Origin of the sequence: Streptomyces sp. Sge12 (genome assembly GCF_002080455.1) — a bacterium.
In the GTDB taxonomy this organism is placed as follows: Bacteria; Actinomycetota; Actinomycetes; order Streptomycetales; family Streptomycetaceae; genus Streptomyces.
The window spans coordinates 3,538,832-3,559,258 of record NZ_CP020555.1 but is presented as its reverse complement, the minus strand read 5'-3'; the positions used below and the strand labels follow the sequence as shown (position 1 = coordinate 3,559,258).

Genomic DNA, 20,427 nt, shown 5'->3' with positions numbered 1-20,427 from the left:
GGCGGCCGGCGTGACCGGCTCGGAGAGCGCCCGTCAGCTGGGCGCGGGCTCGCGCCTCGGGAGGGCGAAGGCCATGGCCGCGCCCGCGAGCAGGCCGAAGAGGTGGCCCTGCCAGCTGACCCCCGAGTCGTTCGGCAGGATGCCGAGGAGGATGGAGCTGCCCCAGAGGGCGGCGATGACCACGCCCACCACGACGCCCAGCGGCCGCCGTTCCACGAATCCGCGGACCAGCAGGTAGCCGAAGAGGCCGAAGACCAGGCCCGAGGCGCCGGCCGTGATGCTGTTCGACGGGGAGACCAGCCAGACGCCGAGTCCGTCCACCACCACGACGGCGGCGCACACGAGCAGGAACCGGCGGATGCCGCTGAGGGCCGCGACGAAGCCGAGGGCGAGCAGCGGGACGCTGTTGGACGCCACATGGTCGAACCCGAAGTGGAGGAAGGGCGCGAGGGGTATCCCGGTCAGGCCGTCCGGCTCGCGGGCGATGATCCCGTACCCGTCCAGCGCATGGCCGGTGGCCAGGTCCAGCAGCTCGACCAGCCACAGCAGGGCCACCCAGCCGGCCATCAGCTTCCCGGCCGCCTTGGCCCGGTCGAGCTGCGTCCAGCCCGGATCCACCGTCGTGCTCATCCTCGTCCCCTCACCGTGTCCCGTCACGGGAACGTGCGGACACCTTACTGAGTGCCCATCGGTGGTGGCCGGATAGTCTCGGAGGTATGACTGAGCGCAAGCGCACCCCGTGGGTGGTCGGGGTTTCCGGGGCGTCCGGGACGCCGTACGCGGCGGCGGTGCTCCGCGGGCTGCTGGCCGCGGGGGAGAGTGTCGACCTGGTGGTGAGCCGCGCCTCGCGCCTCACCCTGCTGGACGAGACCGGGATCGCCTTCCGGGACGCGCACTGGCGCGACGACCTGGGGGAGTGGCTGGCGCGGGGAGCCGACGGGAAGCCGGAGACCTTCGCACGGCCGGAACTGGACGACGTCCGGTACTGGGGCGCGGGGGACCTGGCGGCGGGCCCGAGTTCGGGCTCGTATCCGGTCAAGGGGATGCTCATCGTCCCCGCGTCCACGGCCTGTGTGGCGGGCGTGGCGCTGGGGCTGTCGAAGGACCTGCTCCAGCGCGTGGCGAGCGTGACGCTCAAGGAGCGGCGCCGGCTGGTGGTCGCGGTGCGGGAGACCCCGCTGAACGGACAGACGCTGCGGCACCTGGTGGCGCTGGACGAGGCGGGCGCGGTCGTGCTGCCCGCCTCTCCGGCGTTCTATACGGGTGCGACGCACATCCAGGATCTGGTGGACTTCGTCGCGGGGCGGGTGCTGGACGCGGCAGGGGTGCCGCACCGGCTGTACCGCCGCTGGGAGGGGGAGCTGGGAGGCTCCCGTACTGCCCGGGGGGCAGGTGGCGGTGACTAGGCCTTCTTCTTGCGGCCCAGCGGCTTGCGGGCCTTGTCGACGCGGTGGGCCGCGGCGGGCTGGTGGGCACGGGATCGGTTGGCCAGCTCCTGGAGCCCCCGCATGTGGGCGTAGGCCATCTCGATCGTGAACACGGTGAACCACTCCTGAAGATCGTCATTGATCTGCTGAAAGATTTCACAGGGTGTTGACCCTGTGTGCCTTAGATTCTATACCTAGACTTGCAGGATCGCCGAATAATGGAAGGCTCCACGTAAATGGACACGGTGGACAGGCAGCTCATCCAGGCACTCCGGGAAAACGGTCGTGCCTCGTACGCGGAGCTGGGCCGTCTCGTGGGCCTCTCCGGCCCCAGCGTCACCGACCGCATCAATCGACTGGAGACGGCCGGCGTCATCACCGGCTACCGCGCGACGGTGGACTCGCGGTCGCTCGGCCTCGGCGTCACGGCGCTGATCGGACTCTCCATGTCCGATGCCGCGGACCACGAGGACGTGGCCCGGCGGCTGCGCGACCTCGCCGAGATCGAGGACTGCTGGTTCATCGCGGGCGACGACTCCTTCATGCTGAAGGTGCGCGCCAACGACGTGGACGGCCTGGAGAAGATCATCCGCAGGCTTTCCGGCACCAAGGGCGTCTCGCGCACCCGCACCACCATCGTGCTCTCCACGAAGTGGGAGAACCGGGTCGGGGAACTGCCCGAGGAAGCCTGAGAGTACGGTTGGTCAGGGTTCGCAGGACAGGCAGAGGCATCTAAGGGAGGCGACCGGTACATGGACGCTGGGCTCAAGCGTGAGCTGGAGGAGAAGGTCCGCTCCGGCGAGCGGCTGACCCGTGAGGACGGCATCGCCCTCTACGAGTCGGACGACCTGGCCTGGCTCGGTGGCCTCGCCCACGAGGTGCGCACGCGCAAGAACGGTGACGTCGTCCACTTCAACGTCAACCGGCACCTGAACATGACCAACGTGTGCACCGCCTCGTGCGCGTACTGCTCGTTCCAGCGCAAGCCGGGCGAGAAGGACGCGTACACGATGCGCATCGAGGAGGCCGTGCGCCTGGCGAAGGCCATGGAGAACGACAACCTCACCGAGCTGCACATCGTCAACGGCCTGCACCCGAACCTGCCGTGGCGCTACTACCCGCGCTCGCTCTCCGAGCTGAAGAAGGCGCTGCCGAACGTCTCGCTGAAGGCGTTCACGGCGACCGAGATCCACCACTTCGAGACGATCTCGGGCATGTCGGCCTCCGACATCCTCGACGAGCTGATCGAGGCCGGCCTGGAGTCGCTCACGGGCGGCGGCGCGGAGATCTTCGACTGGGAGGTCCGCCAGCACATCGTCGACCACCGCACCCACTGGGAGGACTGGTCGCGCATCCACCGGCTCGCGCACGAGAAGGGTCTCAAGACCCCCTCGACCATGCTCTACGGGCACATCGAGGAGCCGCGCCACCGCGTCGACCACGTGCTGCGGCTGCGCGAGCTCCAGGACGAGACCGGCGGTTTCCAGGTCTTCATCCCGCTGCGCTACCAGCACGACTTCGTGGACATGCAGGACGGCAAGGTGCGCAACAAGCTCCAGGCGCGCACGACGATGGCCACCGGCGCCGAGGCGCTGAAGACCTTCGCCGTCTCGCGACTGCTCTTCGACAACGTGCCGCACGTCAAGGTCTTCTGGGTGATGCACGGCGTCCAGACCGCCCAGCTCGCGCTGCAGCACGGTGCGGACGACATGGACGGCTCGGTCGTCGAGTACAAGATCACGCACGACGCGGACAACTACGGCACCCCGAACAAGCTGGGCCGTGACGACCTGCTCGAGCTGATCCGGGAAGCGGGCTTCCGCCCGGTCGAGCGCAACACGCGCTACGAGATCATCCGCGAGTACCCGGGTCCGGACGCGGGCCTGCGCGAGACCCCGCAGGCGATGCGCGTCTGACCCCTCGTCCGACCGCCTCGAGGTGAGTTAACCCCGGCCCATGGGCCGGGGTTTAACTTTTTCTGGACGGGCCGATGAGGTAATGGGTAAACTTGCAAAATGACCCTTACTTTCACCCTGGACCCGGTCGTCGACCCCTCCCTGCGTGATGGAATCCTGGCGCTGTGGGCCGACGTCTCCAACGCGGGCGGCGCCGTGGGCTTCGTGCCCCCGGTCACCCCCGACGACATCCGCCCCTCGCTCGACAAGCACCTCGCCGGCGTCGCCGACGGGGGCTGCCGACTGGTCCTCGGGCACGACGAGGACGGGGCGGTCGCCGCGACCGCCTTCCTCACCCACAACACGCACCGGCTCCAGCTCCACTGGCTGTGGGCCTACACGGTGATGGTCCATCCGCGTCACCAGGGCAAGGGGTACGGGCGCGACCTGATGGCCGCCACGGAGGCCGCCGCCCGCTCCGTCGGGAACATCGACGCCATCCGCCTCACCTGCCGCGGAGGCCTCGGCCTGGAGCACTTCTACGCCTCCTGCGGCTACAAGGAGGTCGGCCGCGTCCCCGGCGCCGTCCGCGTGGCCCCGGGCGACGACCGCGACGACATCACCATGCTGCTGCCGCTGTACTGACGTGCGGCCGGCCCGGCCGCCGCACCCCGGAGGGCGGTGGCCGGGCCCCGGCGTGCTTCACTTGACGGGCACCAGCCGCCGCAGACCACGACGAGAGAGAAGGGGTCACCGTGTCCCTCAAGCCGAGCGCAACGATCCGCTACACCGCGATGCGCCTGGGCATCTTCGTCGGATGCCTCGTCGTCGTCGCCGTCCTCGTCCGGATCGGCTGGGTGCCCTCGGGCCTCGGGGACGCCAATGCCGCCTGGGTCGTCCTGCTCGCCCTCGTCATCTCCGCCCCGCTCTCCTTCGTCCTTCTGCGCAAGCAGCGCGAGGAGATGTCCACGCAGATCTCCGGGCGCGTCGCGGGTGCGAAGGAGCGGCTGGCCGCGAACCGCAGCCAGGAGGACCAGGCCGACGACGCGGCGCGCGTGACCTCGTAACGCCACAGTTGGCTTCATCACACATCGAACCGCCCCAGCACCGGGTATACCGCCCGTAACGCTGGGGCGGTGGTGTTTTTCCGGGGCTGCGCAAGGGGGCCCCGTGCGCCGTTGTCTCAAAGGGCCCCTTTGAGATTCTCAAAGGGGAAGTGTTAGCGTGTTCAACATGTTGACCACAGTTGCGCACCCCCTGATCGCGAGCGTTCCGCTCGTGACGCGCCTGCACGTCGACCTCTGCCGCCGCGCGTCCGCGGCCTGTTGCTGTTGAGCTGAATCGATACAGCAGCCGTCCCGGCCGGCCCTTCTGGCTGCTGCCGCACCGCTTCACCACCGCAGTACTTCCCCCCTGTCTTCGTGCGCCACCTCCGGAGAGTGTCCGTGTCCGCGACCCCCCAGGCCCCTGCCAAGGCCTCGTTCAAGTTCCCCTTCTGGGCCCAGATCGTCGCCGGTCTGGCCCTCGGTGTCCTCTTCGGCTGGATAGCCCGCAGCCAGGACATCAGCTGGCTCGGCACCACCCTGGAGAAGGTCGGCGACATCTTCATCCAGCTGCTGAAGCTGGCCATCGCCCCGCTCGTCTTCTTCGCGATCCTGGTGTCGATCACCAACCTGCGAAAGGTGAACAACGCCGCGCGGCTCGCCACCCGCACGCTGCTCTGGTTCATGATCACGTCGCTGATCGCGGTCGGCATCGGCATCGGCATCGGCCTGCTGACCGACCCCGGTGCGGGCACCGGCCTCACCGCCGCCGACGGCAAGGACCCCAAGCGGACCGGTTCCTGGATCGACTTCCTGACCGGGATCGTCCCCACCGACATCGTGACGCCGTTCACCGAGCTGAAGGTCCTTCAGATCGTCTTCCTGGCCGTCGTCGCCGGTATCGCAGCCCTCCAGCTCGGCGCCAAGGCCAAGCCGGTCCTGGACCTCGCCGAGTCCGCCCTGGAGCTCCTCCAGAAGGCCCTGTGGTGGGTCATCCGCCTCGCCCCGATCGGCACCATCGGCCTCATCGGCACCGCGATCGCCACCTACGGCTGGGACCTGATCGGCAAGTACGCGACCTTCACCGCCGACGTCTACATCGGCTGCGCCCTGGTGATGTTCGGCGTCTACCCGCTGCTGCTCGCGACGGTCGCCAAGGTCAGCCCGATCCAGTTCTTCAAGGGCGCCTGGCCCGCCATCCAGCTGGCCTTCGTCTCCCGCTCCTCGGTCGGCACCATGCCGGTCACCCAGAAGGTCACCGAGCGCCTCGGCGTCCCGAAGGAGTACGCCTCCTTCGCCGTCCCGTTCGGCGCCACCACCAAGATGGACGGCTGCGCCGCGATCTACCCGGCGCTCGCCGCGATCTTCATCGCGCAGATCTTCGACGTGCAGCTGGGCATCAAGGAGTACCTGCTCATCGTCTTCGTCTCGGTCATCGGCTCGGCCGCCACGGCCGGTCTGACCGGCGCCACCGTCATGCTGACGCTGACCCTCTCCACGCTGGGCCTGCCGCTCGCCGGCGTGGGTCTGCTGCTGGCGATCGACCCGATCCTCGACATGATGCGCACCGCCACCAACGTGGCCGGCCAGGCCCTGGTCCCGGTCATCGTCTCGGCCCGCGAGGGGATCCTGGACAAGGAGGCCTACGCCTCCGCCTCGGCCTCCCCGCTGGACGAGCCGGCCCCGGCCGCCGAGCCGGTCGCCGTCGCCGCCTGACCCCACCACCCAGCGCAGCCCCCGCCCCCTCCCGGGCGGGGGCTGCTGCGTTCGGGCCCGGCAAGATCCGAAAGAGACGGCCTAGCCGAGGGTTGCGCCGCGGATGTAGGCGGTCAGGCCGAGGAGGAGGGGCGGGAGGAACCACCACAGGCCCATGGTCCGGCGCACGCTCGGGACGGCCGTGATGAGCAGGCCCAGCACGCTCAGGGACACGGAGACGAAGCACATCGCGGAGACGCCCTCGTAGCCCTGGTGGTCCCACTCGCCCTGCGGCCCGGCGAAGAGGGCCCCGAACACGGCGACGGCGTTGAGCAGGTGGATGATCCCGAGCGGCACCCCCAGGATCCAGCGCAGCCAGCCCCGGTCCTCGGGCAGGTCGATGCTCTCGCGGGGGTACGTCATCGCATTGCGTCCTTCGCTTGGCCGAGGTTCCCGACGAACCGGTCACCGTAGCCCTGGGCCTTGGGGAGGTCCCAGTAGGGTCCCCCGTTGTAGCGGGCGGCGATCTCCCGCATCTGGGCCTCCGTCATCCGGTCGGCCGGCACATCGGCCAGCCCGCTCTCCGCCTTGATCTGAGCCAGGTAGCCGGCGGCTATGAAGGCATTCTGCTTGGGATCCTGAAGGGCTTCCTCCACCAGGGTCCGCTGGTGGTCGGTGAGGTTCGCCGGGTCGTAGCCGAGCACTTCGGCACCGCGGCGCAGCTGGATGGCGATCGGCCCGTACGAGGTCTCGTCCAGCTTCCCGCCGAGGCGCCACGGAAGGTTCTCGGGGGTGAAGGGGCTCAGGCCCCACGGAGCGGCGGCCTGTTCACGGATCGTGCCGGTCACGTCGTCCAGCAGGCCGGGCTGATAGCCGCCGATCTCCTGCCAGGCCACGCCCGCGACCAGCTCTTCCGGCAGCCCCGCGTTCTTGGCCGCCGCCCGCAGGACCTCCTTGTTCTGGGAGATCCAGTCCGCGTGCATGCCGTCCGTGACGAGGGGCACCCAGTAGTTGTCGGCGGCGTCCGGCAGCCCCGCAACCCGCATCCGGATGTCGCGCAGCTGCGGGGAGACCGGGGTGTCCGGCCCGACCGGGCCCGCCATGTCCTTCTTCGGTCCGCTGCCCGGCAGATGGGTCAGGGGATCGGTACGGGCCTCCGCCGCCTCGCGGCGGATGTCGGCCATGGCCGCGTAGACGTCGACCCCGCCCGCACCGCCCCGCACCTTGAACTCGGGCAGCAGCTCGTACGCCTGCTTCAGCGCGTGGACGCACACGCTGCGCGCCTCCTGCTCGGCGGTCCTGGCCAGCCGGAAGTTGCCGCCGGCGTCGTCGTGGAGGCGGTCGGCCTCCTCGCGGATGTCGTCCACGTCCATGGTGAGCTCGGCCAGGCCGTCGAGGAAGCCGGTCGTCGCCCGCATGTCCTCCCACTGGCGCATCGGCTCCGCCTCCTGGGCGGTGCGGGTGACCGCGGTGCCCTTCGTGGCGATCAGCGCGGCGAGCTTGCGCTCGGAGCCCTTGCCGTTCGAGTAGTGGGACTTGGCGGTCGTCAGGGCCGCCGCGTACGCGTGCAGGGCGCTCGCGGCCTTGTCGTACCCCTCGGCGATGTGCTGGACGAGCTGCCGTGCCTCGGAGAGCCGCGCGGTGTAGGTGTGACTGTTGTCGCTGTGCCATTCGGTGCCGGTCTCGGCGCGCCGGGCGGGCTCCTCAACCTGTACCAGCAGATCGCGCAGGCGTTTGAACTCGGCGGCGTTGCGCTCCACCAGAGCCGGGTTGCACTCCTCCAGGAACTCGACGTCCTTGCGGTGGCTGAGCCCGCTCACTTGGCCTCCGGCTTCACGTACTGACCCGACTCCAGCAGGCCCGCGAGGAAGGAGCGTGCTGTGCCGTCGTCCACCTGAGCGAAGTCGGTACCGGCCGTCTTCAGGCGCGTGGCCAGGGCGGCGAACAGGTTGACCGTGTCCTTGAACTGGTCGTCGGCGAACCGGGCGAAGCGCAGCACCTCCGCCGAGACGTCGGCGTGCGCCCGCGGGGCGCGCGCCATGGTGCTCGCGTCACCGTCGGGGCGGCCCTCGTGGAGGAGCGCAGCGATCTCGATCAGCAGGTTGGCGTTGCCGTTGATGGAGGCGGCCCCGGCCACCAGCGTCCCGGCCGGGCTCCCCTGTACGCCGCCGTCGGCCGGGGCGGAGGCGAGGCGCAGGGCGGGCGACGGCTGCTGCGCGAGTACGGAGGCCTTGTGCTGCGCCCATTCCGCGTCGAACGACATGTGTCCCCTGGGTGGTTGACGACAGGACATGATCGGATCCGACAGATCATGTTCATGAAAGACGTGGAAGAGGATCGTGCGGTTCCGCGTCGTGCCGCCCGGAGATGTACGTCTGCACCCGCGCCGCGACCCCTCCTGCGGCCGTGCGACCGGGTCGCGGGGAGCCGCGACCCGGTGCGCCTCGACGCGTAAAGACCCAAAGGACCAGGGGAAAAGACCAACCCACCAAACCAAACCGGCACGCGTTGCTCGGACGGGTGAATCGTGCCAACTGGGCTGGATTTGCTACAGGTTGCTTGGCATATGCTCGCCCCGAAGTACCCCGGACATGAAGCGGCCCCCGGCGGGAGTGCGAATCCCGGCCGAGGGCCTGACCAAGCAGAAGACAACCCTTCCGCGTGGCTACCAAGTAGGAATGCAACCTTCCCCCATGGCTTTCGAGCACCTTACCGCGCGCCTGACCGCCCCGCCCCGACTTCGCTCCGGGACCCCCCGATCCGGTGTCATCCACGTCAACGTGCGGCTCGCCCGTCACTACACCGTGGTGGGCAACCAGCTGGCCCAGCACCGGCAGTTGTCGGCGACGGCGATCGGTGTCGCGGTGCACATCCAGTCGCTCCCCACCGGGGCCCGGGTGAGCGTCAAGGCACTCGCCGCGGCCGGAGCCGGAGTCGGAGCCGCAGGAGGTCTACGCGCCTGCTCCCGTGCCTGCTCCCGAGTTTGCGGCGCAACCCGCGCCGGAAACCGTGTCCGTGCCGGACGCCCCCGCTGCGCCCGAGCAGCAGCACCTGCACGCCGATGCGGTCGATCTGCTCGCCGGCCTGCGGCGGCGGGACCCTCGGCTGCTGCTGGCGGAGCGGGACGTACGGCGGCTCGCGCCGGGCGTATCGGCCTGGCTGGAGCGCGGGGTCAGTCCGGAGATGGTCGCGCGGAGCCTGTCCGCCGACCTGCCCGATCAGATACGGCGCCCCGCGTCCGTACTCGCGTACCGGCTCGCCGAGCTGATCCCGCCGTACCTGCCCCCGGTCCCGGAGGCCCCGGAACGCCCTGACATGAAACCACCGGACCCGATGCAGAACTGCGACGGCTGCGACCGCGGCCACCGCGCCCCGAAACCGGGACGCTGCAGCTTCTGTCCGCCGGCCGACGCCGACGCCGACGCCGATTCCGGGACCGATGCCGAAACCGAGCCGGATGCCGATACCGAGGCCGAGCCGGATACCGAGGCCGAACCCGGTACCAGGGTGGTGCGGGGACCGAGGTGGCCTGGTGGCCGTCGGCCGTTGCTCAAGGGGCGGTGACCCGGATCGAGCCGGTGGTGGGGCCGTTGGGGTCGCCCACGAAGCAGCTGATTTCGCGGTCGCCGCGGAGCCAGGTGCCGGCCTGCGGGTAGTAGTAGTAGATCTCCAGCTTCCCCGGGGGATTCACGTCGGCGCCCGCGTACGCGGTGAACGCCGGTCCCCCGCACTTCTCCTCGGCGATGGCGACGATCTTGTCCGTGCCCGGGTACGCGCCGTCGTCCAGCTTGACGACGGCGAACGTCTCGCCCTTGTGGGGCTGGTCGCAGGGCACGATGCGCACGGAGAGGGCGGCCTGGCCGCCCTCCTCGTCGTGGTAGTCCTTCAGGTCGTCGCTGGTGTTGAAGCAGTCCCCCTCGCGGACGTCGTTCACGCCGCCGGAGACCGGTTCGGTGACCTCGCCGCTGCTGTCGCGCTTCGGCGGGGTGTCGTCCAGCGCTCCGGTGAGGCCGAGGATCACGAAGATCCCGTAGAACGCGATGGTCACGCCGTGGATCACGATCGCCGCGACGGCGAGGCCCTTGCCCTTCTCGCCGCGCGTGCGGATCTGGGAGAGGGCGACGATGCCGAGGACCAGCGGGACCAGGGGCAGCGCGCAGGCGAGCGACATCACGAACGCCACGATGGCCAGCGCGTTGGTCTTCTGCGGCTGCGGTGCGTACCAGCCCGGCTGCGGGCCGCCGACGTACGGCCCGGGCTGCCCGGGCTGGCCCGGCTGGCCCGGGTATCCGTACCCTCCCGGCTGCGAGTACGGGCCGGGGGACGACGGTGGCTGCGGCGGTATGGACATGCTGGTGGAGCTCCTTGCTCAGAGGGTGGGACACGACAACAGCCGGGCGGCGTGCGGCCGCTCCGTGTCCGGCGCGGTCCCGGACGCCTTCCTCGGGCGGCACTGCCCTGCCCCAGCGCATGCCTGCCGATGTTGTCGTGCGGCCCCACGCTACCTGGCGGGTCCGACACCGCTCAGCGGGTCCCGTACAGGCGGTGGAAGGCCGCGCCCGGGCCGCACGCGCTGCCGCGGCCGACCTGACGGGCGTGCCTGCGTGCGGACCGTCCTTGCGTCCGGAGTGTGGGGTGGTGGCGTGGAGCGTCCGTGAAGAACGGGTCCAGGGGCTGGTCGGGCCGGGTTTCCGCTCCGTAGATTACCGGCGGTAACGCTCGTGCCGAGCCGAGGAGAGTGCGCCGTGGAAGCCGAGCTGAAGCCGGTCGGTCCCGTGGGACCCGTAGGACCCGTAGAACCCGTCAAGACCGTGATCGGCGGGGTGGTCCGCGAGGTGCGGGTGCCCGCGCTCGTGCGGCCGCCGGACCGGGGGACCCTCGGGGACCTGCCGTTCCAGAACGCCTGGGAGGCCCCCGGGGAGGCGGTGCTCGCCCGCAAGGACCACGAGGGCGTCTGGTACGACGTCTCGGCCGCGGAGTTCGCGGCCCAGGTGCTCGCCGTCGCCAAGGGCCTGATCGCCGAAGGGCTCCGCGAGGGCGACCGGCTCGCCATCATGGCCCGCACCACCTACGAGTGGACCCTGCTCGACTTCGCCGGCTGGGCCGCCGGGCTGGTCACCGTACCCATCTACCCCACCTCCTCCGCCCTCCAGGCGCGCTGGATCATCCAGGACTCCGGGGCCGTGGCCTGCGCCGTCGAGGACACCGCACAGGCCCGGCTCATCAGCGCCGAGCGCGGCAACCTGCCCTGGCTGACGCACCTGTGGGAACTCGACACCGGCGCGATCGCCCGGCTGGTCAAGGCCGGGGAACGCATCCCGGACGCGGTGGTGCACAACCGGCGGACCGCCCGCACCCCGGACTCCGTCGCCACCCTCATCTACACCTCCGGCACCACCGGACAGCCCAAGGGATGCGTGATCACCCACGGCAACTTCTACGCCCAGGTGGACAACGCGGTCGAGCTGCTGCACCCCGTCTTCCGGTCCGTCAGCAAGGACCCCGCCTCCACCCTGCTGTTCCTGCCGCTCAGCCACGTCTTCGGGCGGATGGTGGCCGTCGGCTGCATGCGGGCCCGCGTCAAGCTGGGCCACGCGCCCAGCATCAGCACCGAAGACCTCCTCGCCGACCTCGCCGGCTTCCGCCCCACCTTCCTGCTGGCCATCCCGTACGTACTGGAGAAGGTCTACAACACCGCCCGCGCCACCGCGGAGAAGATGGGCCGCGCCTCCTCCTTCGACCGGGCCGCCCGCATCGCGCAGCGCTTCGGCGAGGTCGCCGAGGGCAAGGCCCCCGGCCTCGGGCTGCGCCTGGCCCGGTCCGTGTACGACCCGCTCGTCTACCGGAGGATCCGGGCGGCGCTCGGCGGCCGCGTCCGCTACGTCCTGAGCGGCGGATCGCCGCTGGGCCGACGGCTCGCCGCCTTCTACACCGGCGCCGGCGTCGAGGTGTTCGAGGGCTACGGACTGACGGAGACCACCGGCGCGAGCACCGTGACCCCGCCGCAGCGCCCCCGCCTCGGCACCGTCGGCTGGCCGTTGCCGGGCACAGCCGTACGGATCGCGGACGACGGGGAGGTGCTGCTGGGCGGCGGCCACGTCTTCGCCGGGTACTGGAACGCCGCGCAGGCCGCCCCGTACGGGAGCTGGCTGGCCACCGGCGACATCGGCGAGCTCGACGCCGACGGATACCTCACCATCACCGGCCGCAAGAAGGACCTGATCATCACCTCCGGCGGCAAGAACGTCGCCCCCGCACCGCTGGAGGACTGGCTGCGGGCCCACCCGCTGGTCGGCCAGTGCATGGTCGTCGGCGACAACCGGCCGTACATCACCGCACTGATCACCCTGGAACCGGACGGCCTCCACCACTGGCGCCAGATGCACAAGAAGCAGAACGTGCCGATCCGCGACCTGGTGCGGGACGAGGAACTGCGGGCCGACCTCCAGCGGGCGGTGGACGAGGCGAACCGGCTGGTCTCGCGGGCCGAGTCGATCCGCCGCTTCGCCATCCTGCCGCGCGACTTCACCGAGGCGCGCGGCCACCTGACCCCGTCCCTGAAACTCCGGCGCAGCGCGATCGCCCGGGACTACGCGGACCGCATCCAGGAGCTGTACCGGGGCCCCCGGGAAGCCTGACCCCCGGACCGATCGATGGACAAGGAGTGCCGTCCGGGACCCGGTCCTGCCCCGTCGGGGGTGGTACCCGACGGGGCACGGGCGCTCAGCAGTTGGGGTGCGTCGGGCGGCCGGCGAAGCGGTCCGCCAGCCAGTTCCCGGCCGCCAAGGAGTGCGTGATCACGCCGCTGACGTGCTCACCGACCCACACGGTGTCGAACTCCACGTTCGCCCCCCGCGCACACCAGTCGGAGCGCAGCCGGCGGCCGACCCCGTACGGGATCAGCTCGTCGGCGAGCGCGTGGTACTGGTACACGGGCGCGGCCGGGGCCGTGGCGCCCAGCCGGCTCCCGTTCAGCCGGGCCTGCCAGTCCGGCTGGGCGAGCGGGTCGCGCGTGGTCAGGTCGGAGATCCGCTTGAAGGACCCGGCGATCGCGTCGATCGCGACGCAGTTCTCCTTCATCCCGGCGACCAGCGCCCTGCCCAGCGGGTTGAGGTAGGAGTCCAGCCGCAGCTCCGGGAAGGCCGCGTCCTGCCCGGCGGCCGCCATGAAGATGAGCCCGGACCCGTAGGAGCCGTTGTTGAACTCGGCCACCTTCAGCAGGTCTGCCGGGACCCCGCCGGTCGCCGTGCCCTTGACCTGGAGTTCGGGGGCGTACGAGCCCTGCAGCTCGGCGGCCCAGCTGCTGGCCTGGCCGCCCTGCGAGTAGCCCATGATGCCGACCGGGCCGTTCGCGGACAGCCCCGCACCGGGCAGCCGCTGGGCGGCGCGAGCGGCGTCGAGGACGGCGTGCCCGGCGGAGGGGCCCACGGTGTAGGTGTGGACGCCCGGGGTGCCGAGACCCTCGTAGTCGGTGACGACGACGGCCCAGCCGCGCAGGGTGAGCTGCTGGATGAGGTTGGCCTCCATGGCGGTGCCGTGGGGGAGGTTGTTGCTCGGCGCGCAGGAGTCGCCCATCCCGACCGTGCCGACGGCGTACGTGATCAGCGGGCGCGGCCCGCTGCGGCCGTCCTGCGGGACGATGACGGTGCCGGAGACGATGTTCGGGGCCCCGTCGGCGCTGGTGGAGCGGTAGTGGATCTTCCAGGCCCGGGTGCCGGTGGGCTGGCCGGGCAGCGGGTGGAAGGCGGAGGGCTCGCTGCTGACGACATCGCCCGGGGCGGTGCCGGTCGGGGCGGTCGGGGCGGTCGCGGTGGGGGTGGAGGCGGTCGCGGTGGGGACCGCGGCCGCCGAGACGGTCAGGACGGCCAGCGCGGTCACGGCGGCGAGGGGGGTGCTTCGGAAGCGCATCGGCAAACGCATGGGCGGCTCTCCCAGGGGGATCGTTCCGTGCGGGGTAGGTGAGGTGAAGGTAGTGACCGACCGGTAGGAAGGTCGCTGACCGCACAGCTCACCTTTCCTGACCCGCCCTCGCACGCTCCGCGGGCGCCCGGCCCGGCCTCAGCCGCCCGAGGCGATCCGGTAGGCCCCCGGGGTCGTGCCCGTCCAGCGTCGGAACGCCCGGTGGAAGGCCGTGTCCTCGGAGAAGCCCAGCCGCGCGGCGAGTTCCGCGATCGGCTCCCCGCTCTCCGCGAGGCCCGCGATCGCCGCGTCCCGGCGCACGTGGTCCTTCAACTGCTGGAAGGACGTCCCCTCCTGCTGGAGCCGGCGCCGCAGCGTCGCCGGCGACACCGCGAGGCGCGCCGCCACTTCCCCGAGCGCGGGCAGCCGCGGCGACGTGCGCAGCCGCTGCGTCAGGGTGCGGCGCACCTGCTCCGCGACCGTGGTCCCGTACTCCGGGCGGGACAGCAGGTCGAAGGGGGCGCGGCGGAGCATCGCGTCGAGTGCGGGCTCGTCCCGTACGAGCGGAGCGGTCAGCCAGTGCGCGGCGAAGACCGCACCCGTCCGGTCCTCGCCGAAACGCACCGGGCAGTCGAAGAGAGTCTCGTACTCCTCCAGGTGCGGCGGCGGGGGATAGCGGAAGGCGGCGTACGCGAGCGGGATGCGCCGGCCCACCAGCCAGCTGCTCAGCCGGTGCCAGATGGCGAGCACGCACTCCGTGAGGAACCGGTCCTCGTCCCGGGCGAACTCGTTGCGCACGGTGAACCGGGCCTCGTCGCCCACGACTTCGAGCGCCAGCTCCGGCCCGCCGGGGAACAGCCCGTAGAACGCGGCCGCCCGCTCCGTGGCCGCGCCCAGATCGCGGCAGCCGAGCGAGGCGTAACACATCATCGCGAAGGTGCCGGGGCGGCTCGGGACCGGACTCAGCGCGAGGAACTCGTCCTGCGTGGTCCGGTACAGCGCCCGGAAGAGCCGCGCGAACTGCGCGGGCGTGATCCGCGCCCGGTCGTCGCCCAGCAGCAGCGGCGGGATCTGCGCCTCCTGGAGCAGCGGCACGGTGTCGATGCCGCTGCCGCGGGCCCCCGCGAGCAGGGCCCGTACATGGTGCACGGTGACCGTCCGCCTCCCCATGGCTTCGACGGTAGCCCGCCCCGGCCCGCGGCGATACGGACGCGGAGGCACGGATGAGCTCTCGGGTCAGTGGGGGTGACGCTTCCGGTCATGCCGCGGCGGCGGTCCGGCTGCCTAGCGTCGGAGCGGGCGGAGGCCACCGGCCCCGGAGCCGGCGGCCTCAGGCCACCAACCCGCGGGAGGGCATGCGATGAACGATCGGCCGAGCACGCTGGCGGTGTTCACCCAGTGGACCGAGGAGCGGTACGGGCCGGAGCCCGCCCTGCGGTTCCGGTCACCCGACGGCGGGTGGCGCACCCGTACGTACGGGGAACTCGGCGCACAGGTGCGGGCCGTCGGGTGCGCGCTGCTCGGCCTGGGCGTGGCCGCCGGGGAACGGGTCGCCGTACTGGCCGAGACGCGGCCGCAGTGGACGTACACGCACTTCGGGGCGCTCGCGGCGGGGGCGGTCCTCGTACCGGTGTACCCGACGGCGGGGGAGGAGGAGGTCGCCTGGGTCCTGGCGGACTCGGAGGCGGTGGTCGTGGTCTGCGACGACGGGCGCCAGGCGGCCCGCGTCGAGGCGCTGAGGCCGAAACTGCCCGCGCTGCGGGCGGTGGTACTGATGGACGAACTGCCCGGACTGCCCGGCGCGGCGGCGGAGTCCGAACTGCGCGCCCGCGCGTCGGCCGTGACCCCCGGGGCGGACGCATCGATCGTCTACACCTCGGGCACGACCGGCCCGCCGAAGGGGTGCCGCCTCACCCACGGGAACCTGGGGGCCATCCAGGACGCCACCGTCCCGCTGATCAAGGGCGGGCCGGGCGACTCGACGTACCTGTACCTGCCGCTCGCGCACATGCTGGCCCAGCTGATCCAGTACACGACCCTGATCGCGGGCGGCGAGCTGTGCTACTTCGGCGGCCGCATCGAGAACGTGCTGGCCGAGCTCGCGGAGGTCGCCCCCACCCATCTGCCGTCCGTGCCCAGGCTGTTCGAGAAGCTGCACTCGGTGGTGCTCTCGCTGGCGGAGTCGCAGGAGGGCGGCCGCGAACGCTTCGAGGCGGCGGTACGGGTGGGCGTACTGGCGGCGGACGGAAAGCTCCCCGAGGAACTCCGGGCGGAGCACGAGGCCGCCGAGAAGGCGCTGTACGCCCCGGTCCGCGCCGCCTTCGGCGGCCGGCTCCGGTGGGCGCTGACCGGCGGCGCCCCGATCGCCCCGGCGACCCTGGACCTGCTGAGGGCCTGCGGGATCTCCGTGTACGAGGGGTACGGGATGACGGAGTCGGGCGGCGTCATCTCCCTCAACCACCCGGAGGCGGTGCGCCACGGGACGGTCGGCCAACCGATCGCGGACTGCGAGGTGCGCATCGCGCCGGACGGGGAGGTGCTGGCGCGCGGGCCGATGGTGTTCCCGGGCTACCACGCCAACGCCGCGGCGACCGCCGGGGCGCTGGACCCGGAGGGCTGGCTGCACACCGGTGACCTGGGCGAACTGGACGCCGACGGCTTCCTCCGCATCACAGGCCGGAAGAAGGAGCTGATCATCACCTCCGCCGGGAAGAACATCACCCCGACGGAAGTGGAGTTCGCCGTCCAGCGCTCGCGCTACGTCTCCCGCGCGGTCCTCATCGGAGACCGCCGTCCGTATCCGGTCGCCCTGATCACCCTGGACGCGGAGGAGATCGCGGCGTGGGCGACCCGCGAGGGCCTCGACCTGGGCCCCGCCCCCGCCACGCACCCGGCGGTCCACGCACTCGTCGACGCGGCGGTCACGGAGGCCAACGCCACGGTCTCCCGCCCGTCCCGCATCCGCGCCTTCCACATCCTCCCGGAGGACTTCACCCCCCAGACGGGCACCCTGACGCCGTCACTGAAACTCCGCCGGGGCGTGGTGGCGGAGCGCTACGCGTCGGAGATCGCGGGGTTGTACGGGGGGTGAGGGGGCGGGGTCGGTGGGTGGCGGGGCCCGGGCGGGCGGGGCCGAAACGCGAGGGCGGCGGCTTCGGAGGCGGGGTTTCGCTCGGCCGGTAGTCAGGGATGTGTATGGGGGTTTCCCGTCAGTCTCATCGTCTCTCCGTGTCGGGCCGGTCCCTCAAGGGCGCTCCTTCGTCGCGTCGCTTCGCGATTTCGCTGCGCTCAACCCTTGACCGACCGTCCCGCCCCGGACATACGAAGACTGCCGGGAAACCCCCAAAGGAACGGGCCGGGCCAAGTCTTCAGGGACGGGGAGGTCGGAGATGCCCGAGCGGACCGGGCATGGGGCACCCCGGAGGCGGGCCCATCCGGAGCCGTCTGCCGGGTCGGTGGGCGCACGAAATCGCTACGCGCTCCTCACCTCTCAGCGTCTCCAGCCCGTCTTGGGTCGGACATAGGCCGCCCACGACCGTTGGCGCTTCTCACGTCTCAGCGTCCGACGACCGTCTGGGGCTGGGCATAAGCCGCCCACGACCCGCTGGCGCTCCTCGATCACGCGTCCGGCGGCCGTCTTGGGTCGTTGGGAGGGTCTGACGGCCGATCCTTCGGCTATTTCGTCGTGGATCCGGGTCAGCGCCGGACCGAGCCCACAAACAGGGGCACATACGGGTGCAATTGGTGCAAACTGTCGGCCTTTTGCGGCATCCATGTGCGCTGACCCGCATCCACGACGAAATAGCCGCTGTCCCACGCTTTTCCACCCCAGACAGCCATCAGCCGCCGCCTATGGGAGCACCAACCGCCCGTGGGCGGCCTATGCCCAGCCCAAGGCGGTCGTCGGACGCATGTCGAGCCTCGAACCGAGGTCGTGGGCGGCCTGTGTCCGGCCCAAGGCGGTCGTCTGGCGCGTGATCGAGGAGCGCCAACGGTCTTGGGCGGCCTATGTCCAGCCCAGTGCGGCCTTCCGGCGCGTGGGTGAGAAGCGCCAATGGGTCGTGGGCGGCCTATGTCCGACCCAAGACGGGCTGGAGACGCTGAGAGGTGAGGAGCGCGTAGCGATTTCGTGCGCCCACCGACCCGGCAGGTGGCTTCGGGCGTGCCCGCCTCGGGGGCGTGCCATGCCCGGTCTGCTCGCGGGTCTCTGATGTGCCCGTCCCTGGAAACGAACGCCCGGCCCGTTCCTTTGGGGGTTTCCCGGCAGTCTTCGTATGTCCGGGGCGGGACGGTCGGTCAAGGGTTGAGCGCAGCGAAATCGCGAAGCGACGCGACGAACGAGCGCCCTTGAGGGACCGGCCCGACACGGAGAGACGATGAGACTGACGGGAAACCCCCATACGCATCCCTGACTACCGCCCGACCACAACCCCGCCCCCCCGAAGCCGCCCCGCGCATCCCCACCCCCACACCCCCCCACACCCCCCCCACGTCGGCCCCCGCGTCGGCCCCCGCCCTCCTGGGTATGCCCCCGCAGGGGGCCCAGGGGGCCTGGGTGGCCGAGGGAGTCGACGGGGTCAGGGGGTGGGGTAAGTGCGTGTTGCTGTGCGGGGGTTGGGGCAGGGGTTGGGGCGCGGGGTTGCCGGGGTCGGGGGTGTGGTGGTTCTGGCGCTCGGCGGGTGGTTGGCGTGGGTGCTGCCCGGGGCGCAGTTGGCCGCCGTGGTCGGCTTCGGGCCCGTCGACGGTGTCGTGACGATCCACCGGTGCTACGAGGGGGCCGACGAGGAGGGCTATGCGACCGGTACCGAATGCACCGGCCGGTACGCCCCCCGGCGGTCCGACGGGCCGGCCCGCGACATCGTGCTGGAGGCGGCCGCCGAAAAGTACCGGCCCGGTTCCCGGGTGGAGGTCAGGACGGCGAAGGGGCGGGCGTACGAGCTGTCGGGGACGGCCGTGTTCCAGTCGGCCGCGCTCGTCGGCCTGCTGCTCGTACCGTTCCTGACCCTGGCGGCCTGGCTGTTCGCCTGCGCGCGCCGAGGGAAGGTGGCGAACGGCGACGGCTATTTCTTCGCGGCCCTGGCCGGCCTGGTCCTCGCCATCGGGGCAGCTGCCGTCGCCGGGATCCTGGTTGCGATCGGCCTGGCCGTCTTCTGACCGGTTCGGTGTCGACCGACAGCGTGGAACGTTTCTGCGGACCGGCGCCGGGGGAGGGGCCGGGCGTCGAACCAGTTCGAGAAGACAGGGGAGATCTTCTTGTTACCCGTGGTTCTTTCCGCAATGTTGTCCGTGTCGGTGGTACCGCCGACGTCCGGCGCCGCCGCCGGCGCGATGTACGAACTGCCCCTTCTGGCGGGGCACACCAGCAGCTCCGCCCAGGCGGTGAACGACGCCGGGGACGTCGTGGGGCTCTCGCTCGACGCGAACGAGAACGGTTACCTGGTCCGGTGGGGCGCCGACGGTACCCTCACCCCTCTGCAGGCCGTCGAAGGCGGCACGGGCGGCCACGCCGTCAAGATCGTCGACGACGGCACGGTGGCCGGCTTCACCGACGCACCCGACGGAGTACGGCACGCGGCCCGGTGGAGCGCGGCCGGTGTCCTGACCCGGCTGGAGGAGCCGCCGGGCTACACGCGGGGCGAGGCCCAGGACATCAACAACTCCCGTGTCGCCGTGGGGCAGCTCTCGACGGAGAGCCGCACGCTCCCGGTCCGGTGGGGCCCCGACGGCCGGGCGACCGCACTGCGCCTGCCGCCGCGGGCGCTCGGGGGCGCGGCCACCGCGATCAACGAGCGGGGCGAGATCGCCGGGTACGTGTCCGTGCCCGGGGAGAAGACCCGGGCCGTGCGCTGGGACACCAGGGGCCGGGTCCACGACCTCGGCTCCCTCGGTGGCTCGGACAGCGAGCCGTCCGCGATCAACGACCGCGGCACCGTGATCGGTCGGGCGACGGACACGAACGGCATCTGGAAGGCCGTCCGGGCGCCGCGCGGCGGCACGTTCGAGGCGCTGCCGTCCCAGGAGCCGGGTGCCCGTACCGTCAGCGCCAACAACGCCGACGTCGTGGTCGCCAACGTCAAGGACCGGTCCCTGCGGTGGAGCGGAACCGGAACCGGAACCGGAACCGGAACCGGTGCCGGAACCGGTCCCGGCGTCACCGAGCTCCAGCCGCTGCGCGGCACGGCCCGCACTTTCGTCCGGGGCATCAACGACCGGGGGACCAGCGTCGGTACCTCCGACCCGTTCGCCGTGACCTGGGACGCGCAGGGCACGCCGACCGCACTGCCCGTTCCTGCGGGCTTCGACCGGGCCGACCCGGTCGCGATCAATGCGACGGGCGTCGTCGCCGGCAACGTGGGCTCCTCCCGGACCTGGCCGGTCCGGTGGCGGGCCGTCGTCTGGCGCTGACCTCCGCCCCTCCGCACCTCCGCACCCACCCACCCACCATCGTCCGGCCGCCCCGTCGTGGGC

General features: G+C 71.5%; 19 protein-coding genes. 11 read left to right on the top strand and 8 right to left on the bottom strand.

From position 1 onward, the window contains the following. Nucleotides 1-33: 33 nt before the first annotated feature. Nucleotides 34-630, bottom strand: a complete 597-nt coding sequence (locus B6R96_RS15640) for a rhomboid family intramembrane serine protease (protein WP_030388094.1) — start codon at nucleotides 628-630, stop codon at nucleotides 34-36. A gap of 86 nt (nucleotides 631-716) precedes the next feature. Between B6R96_RS15640 and B6R96_RS15635 the strand changes: the two genes are divergently transcribed. Continuing rightward, nucleotides 717-1,406: a UbiX family flavin prenyltransferase gene (locus tag B6R96_RS15635; RefSeq protein ID WP_030388095.1), complete on the top strand. Its 690-nt coding sequence runs from the start codon at nucleotides 717-719 to the stop codon at nucleotides 1,404-1,406. Here B6R96_RS15635 and B6R96_RS37685 read toward each other — a convergent pair. Beyond that, entirely contained in the window at nucleotides 1,403-1,540 is a 138-nt protein-coding gene (locus B6R96_RS37685; protein ID WP_184791875.1) for a hypothetical protein, read from the bottom strand. The two genes, B6R96_RS15635 and B6R96_RS37685, sit on opposite strands and share 4 nt — an antisense overlap. A 123-nt stretch (nucleotides 1,541-1,663) precedes the next feature. On the opposite strand from B6R96_RS37685, the gene B6R96_RS15630 reads away from it, so the two are divergent. The 5 genes from B6R96_RS15630 to B6R96_RS15610 all read left to right on the top strand — a co-directional run bounded on the left by B6R96_RS15630 (nucleotide 1,664) and on the right by B6R96_RS15610 (nucleotide 6,081). After that, nucleotides 1,664-2,119: an Lrp/AsnC family transcriptional regulator gene (locus B6R96_RS15630; protein WP_030388096.1), complete on the top strand. Its 456-nt coding sequence runs from the start codon at nucleotides 1,664-1,666 to the stop codon at nucleotides 2,117-2,119. A gap of 60 nt (nucleotides 2,120-2,179) precedes the next feature. After that, nucleotides 2,180-3,343, top strand: coding sequence for an aminofutalosine synthase MqnE (mqnE, locus tag B6R96_RS15625; RefSeq protein ID WP_030722449.1), 1,164 nt, complete (start codon nucleotides 2,180-2,182; stop codon nucleotides 3,341-3,343). Nucleotides 3,344-3,442: 99 nt separating this feature from the next. Beyond that, a complete protein-coding gene (locus B6R96_RS15620) occupies nucleotides 3,443-3,967 on the top strand; it encodes a GNAT family N-acetyltransferase (RefSeq protein WP_030388098.1) in 525 nt (174 codons plus the stop codon). 110 nt (nucleotides 3,968-4,077) lie between these two features. After that, complete coding sequence (locus B6R96_RS15615; protein WP_030388099.1) at nucleotides 4,078-4,389, top strand: DUF4229 domain-containing protein; 312 nt, start codon at nucleotides 4,078-4,080, stop codon at nucleotides 4,387-4,389. 372 nt (nucleotides 4,390-4,761) lie between these two features. Then, complete coding sequence (locus B6R96_RS15610; protein WP_030388100.1) at nucleotides 4,762-6,081, top strand: dicarboxylate/amino acid:cation symporter; 1,320 nt, start codon at nucleotides 4,762-4,764, stop codon at nucleotides 6,079-6,081. An 81-nt stretch (nucleotides 6,082-6,162) separates the two neighbouring features. Here the strand turns inward: B6R96_RS15610 and B6R96_RS15605 are convergent, their stop codons facing one another. The 3 genes from B6R96_RS15605 to B6R96_RS15595 are packed head-to-tail and all read right to left on the bottom strand — an operon-like array spanning nucleotide 6,163 to nucleotide 8,323. After that, nucleotides 6,163-6,483 carry a hypothetical protein gene (locus tag B6R96_RS15605; RefSeq protein ID WP_037860778.1) on the bottom strand — a complete coding sequence of 107 codons (321 nt, stop codon included), beginning with the start codon at nucleotides 6,481-6,483 and terminating at the stop codon, nucleotides 6,163-6,165. After that, complete coding sequence (locus B6R96_RS15600) at nucleotides 6,480-7,880, bottom strand: hypothetical protein (protein ID WP_081522733.1); 1,401 nt, start codon at nucleotides 7,878-7,880, stop codon at nucleotides 6,480-6,482. Before B6R96_RS15600 ends, B6R96_RS15605 begins: the two co-directional genes overlap by 4 nt. Further along, entirely contained in the window at nucleotides 7,877-8,323 is a 447-nt protein-coding gene (locus B6R96_RS15595; protein ID WP_237291431.1) for a hypothetical protein, read from the bottom strand. The genes B6R96_RS15600 and B6R96_RS15595 overlap by 4 nt, the downstream gene beginning before the upstream one ends. A 752-nt stretch (nucleotides 8,324-9,075) precedes the next feature. Here B6R96_RS15595 and B6R96_RS38785 point away from each other — a divergent pair. Further along, on the top strand, nucleotides 9,076-9,624 hold the full coding sequence (locus B6R96_RS38785) for a hypothetical protein (RefSeq protein ID WP_335755536.1): 549 nt from the start codon (nucleotides 9,076-9,078) through the stop codon (nucleotides 9,622-9,624). Here the strand turns inward: B6R96_RS38785 and B6R96_RS15585 are convergent. Further along, a complete protein-coding gene (locus B6R96_RS15585) occupies nucleotides 9,611-10,411 on the bottom strand; it encodes a DUF4190 domain-containing protein (protein ID WP_081522732.1) in 801 nt (266 codons plus the stop codon). The genes B6R96_RS38785 and B6R96_RS15585 overlap by 14 nt on opposite strands. A 424-nt stretch (nucleotides 10,412-10,835) precedes the next feature. On the opposite strand from B6R96_RS15585, the gene B6R96_RS15580 reads away from it, so the two are divergent. Then, a complete protein-coding gene (locus B6R96_RS15580; RefSeq protein ID WP_384508656.1) occupies nucleotides 10,836-12,698 on the top strand; it encodes an AMP-dependent synthetase/ligase in 1,863 nt (620 codons plus the stop codon). A gap of 85 nt (nucleotides 12,699-12,783) precedes the next feature. On the opposite strand, the gene B6R96_RS15575 is transcribed toward B6R96_RS15580, so the two are convergent. Continuing rightward, the gene (locus B6R96_RS15575) at nucleotides 12,784-13,968 is read right to left on the bottom strand and encodes a lipase family protein (protein WP_081522730.1); all 1,185 of its coding nucleotides are present in this window, start codon (nucleotides 13,966-13,968) and stop codon (nucleotides 12,784-12,786) included. Nucleotides 13,969-14,118: 150 nt separating this feature from the next. After that, nucleotides 14,119-15,129 (bottom strand): AraC family transcriptional regulator, encoded by a 1,011-nt coding sequence (locus B6R96_RS15570; RefSeq protein WP_030388108.1) that lies wholly within the window; start codon nucleotides 15,127-15,129, stop codon nucleotides 14,119-14,121. A 190-nt stretch (nucleotides 15,130-15,319) separates the two neighbouring features. On the opposite strand from B6R96_RS15570, the gene B6R96_RS15565 reads away from it, so the two are divergent. From B6R96_RS15565 to B6R96_RS15555, 3 genes are all read left to right on the top strand, one after another. Then, a complete protein-coding gene (locus tag B6R96_RS15565) occupies nucleotides 15,320-17,050 on the top strand; it encodes an AMP-dependent synthetase/ligase (RefSeq protein WP_081522729.1) in 1,731 nt (576 codons plus the stop codon). A 1,565-nt stretch (nucleotides 17,051-18,615) separates the two neighbouring features. After that, nucleotides 18,616-19,113, top strand: a complete 498-nt coding sequence (locus tag B6R96_RS15560; protein WP_081522728.1) for a hypothetical protein — start codon at nucleotides 18,616-18,618, stop codon at nucleotides 19,111-19,113. 132 nt (nucleotides 19,114-19,245) lie between these two features. Next, nucleotides 19,246-20,364: a hypothetical protein gene (locus B6R96_RS15555; RefSeq protein WP_159396331.1), complete on the top strand. Its 1,119-nt coding sequence runs from the start codon at nucleotides 19,246-19,248 to the stop codon at nucleotides 20,362-20,364. The last annotated feature ends 63 nt before the right edge of the window (nucleotides 20,365-20,427 follow it).

Excerpts from the sequence above, each read along its gene's own strand:
- B6R96_RS15640 (WP_030388094.1), bottom strand. The coding sequence starts at position 630 with ATGAGCACGACGGTGGATCCGGGCTGGACGCAGCTCGACCGGGCCAAG.
- B6R96_RS15635 (WP_030388095.1), top strand. The coding sequence starts at position 717 with ATGACTGAGCGCAAGCGCACCCCGTGGGTGGTCGGGGTTTCCGGGGCG.
- B6R96_RS15630 (WP_030388096.1), top strand. The coding sequence starts at position 1,664 with ATGGACACGGTGGACAGGCAGCTCATCCAGGCACTCCGGGAAAACGGT.
- mqnE (WP_030722449.1), top strand. The coding sequence starts at position 2,180 with ATGGACGCTGGGCTCAAGCGTGAGCTGGAGGAGAAGGTCCGCTCCGGC.
- B6R96_RS15620 (WP_030388098.1), top strand. The coding sequence starts at position 3,443 with ATGACCCTTACTTTCACCCTGGACCCGGTCGTCGACCCCTCCCTGCGT.
- B6R96_RS15605 (WP_037860778.1), bottom strand. The coding sequence starts at position 6,483 with ATGACGTACCCCCGCGAGAGCATCGACCTGCCCGAGGACCGGGGCTGG.
- B6R96_RS15595 (WP_237291431.1), bottom strand. The coding sequence starts at position 8,323 with ATGTCGTTCGACGCGGAATGGGCGCAGCACAAGGCCTCCGTACTCGCG.
- B6R96_RS15585 (WP_081522732.1), bottom strand. The coding sequence starts at position 10,411 with ATGTCCATACCGCCGCAGCCACCGTCGTCCCCCGGCCCGTACTCGCAG.
- B6R96_RS15575 (WP_081522730.1), bottom strand. The coding sequence starts at position 13,968 with ATGCGCTTCCGAAGCACCCCCCTCGCCGCCGTGACCGCGCTGGCCGTC.
- B6R96_RS15570 (WP_030388108.1), bottom strand. The coding sequence starts at position 15,129 with ATGGGGAGGCGGACGGTCACCGTGCACCATGTACGGGCCCTGCTCGCG.
- B6R96_RS15565 (WP_081522729.1), top strand. The coding sequence starts at position 15,320 with ATGAACGATCGGCCGAGCACGCTGGCGGTGTTCACCCAGTGGACCGAG.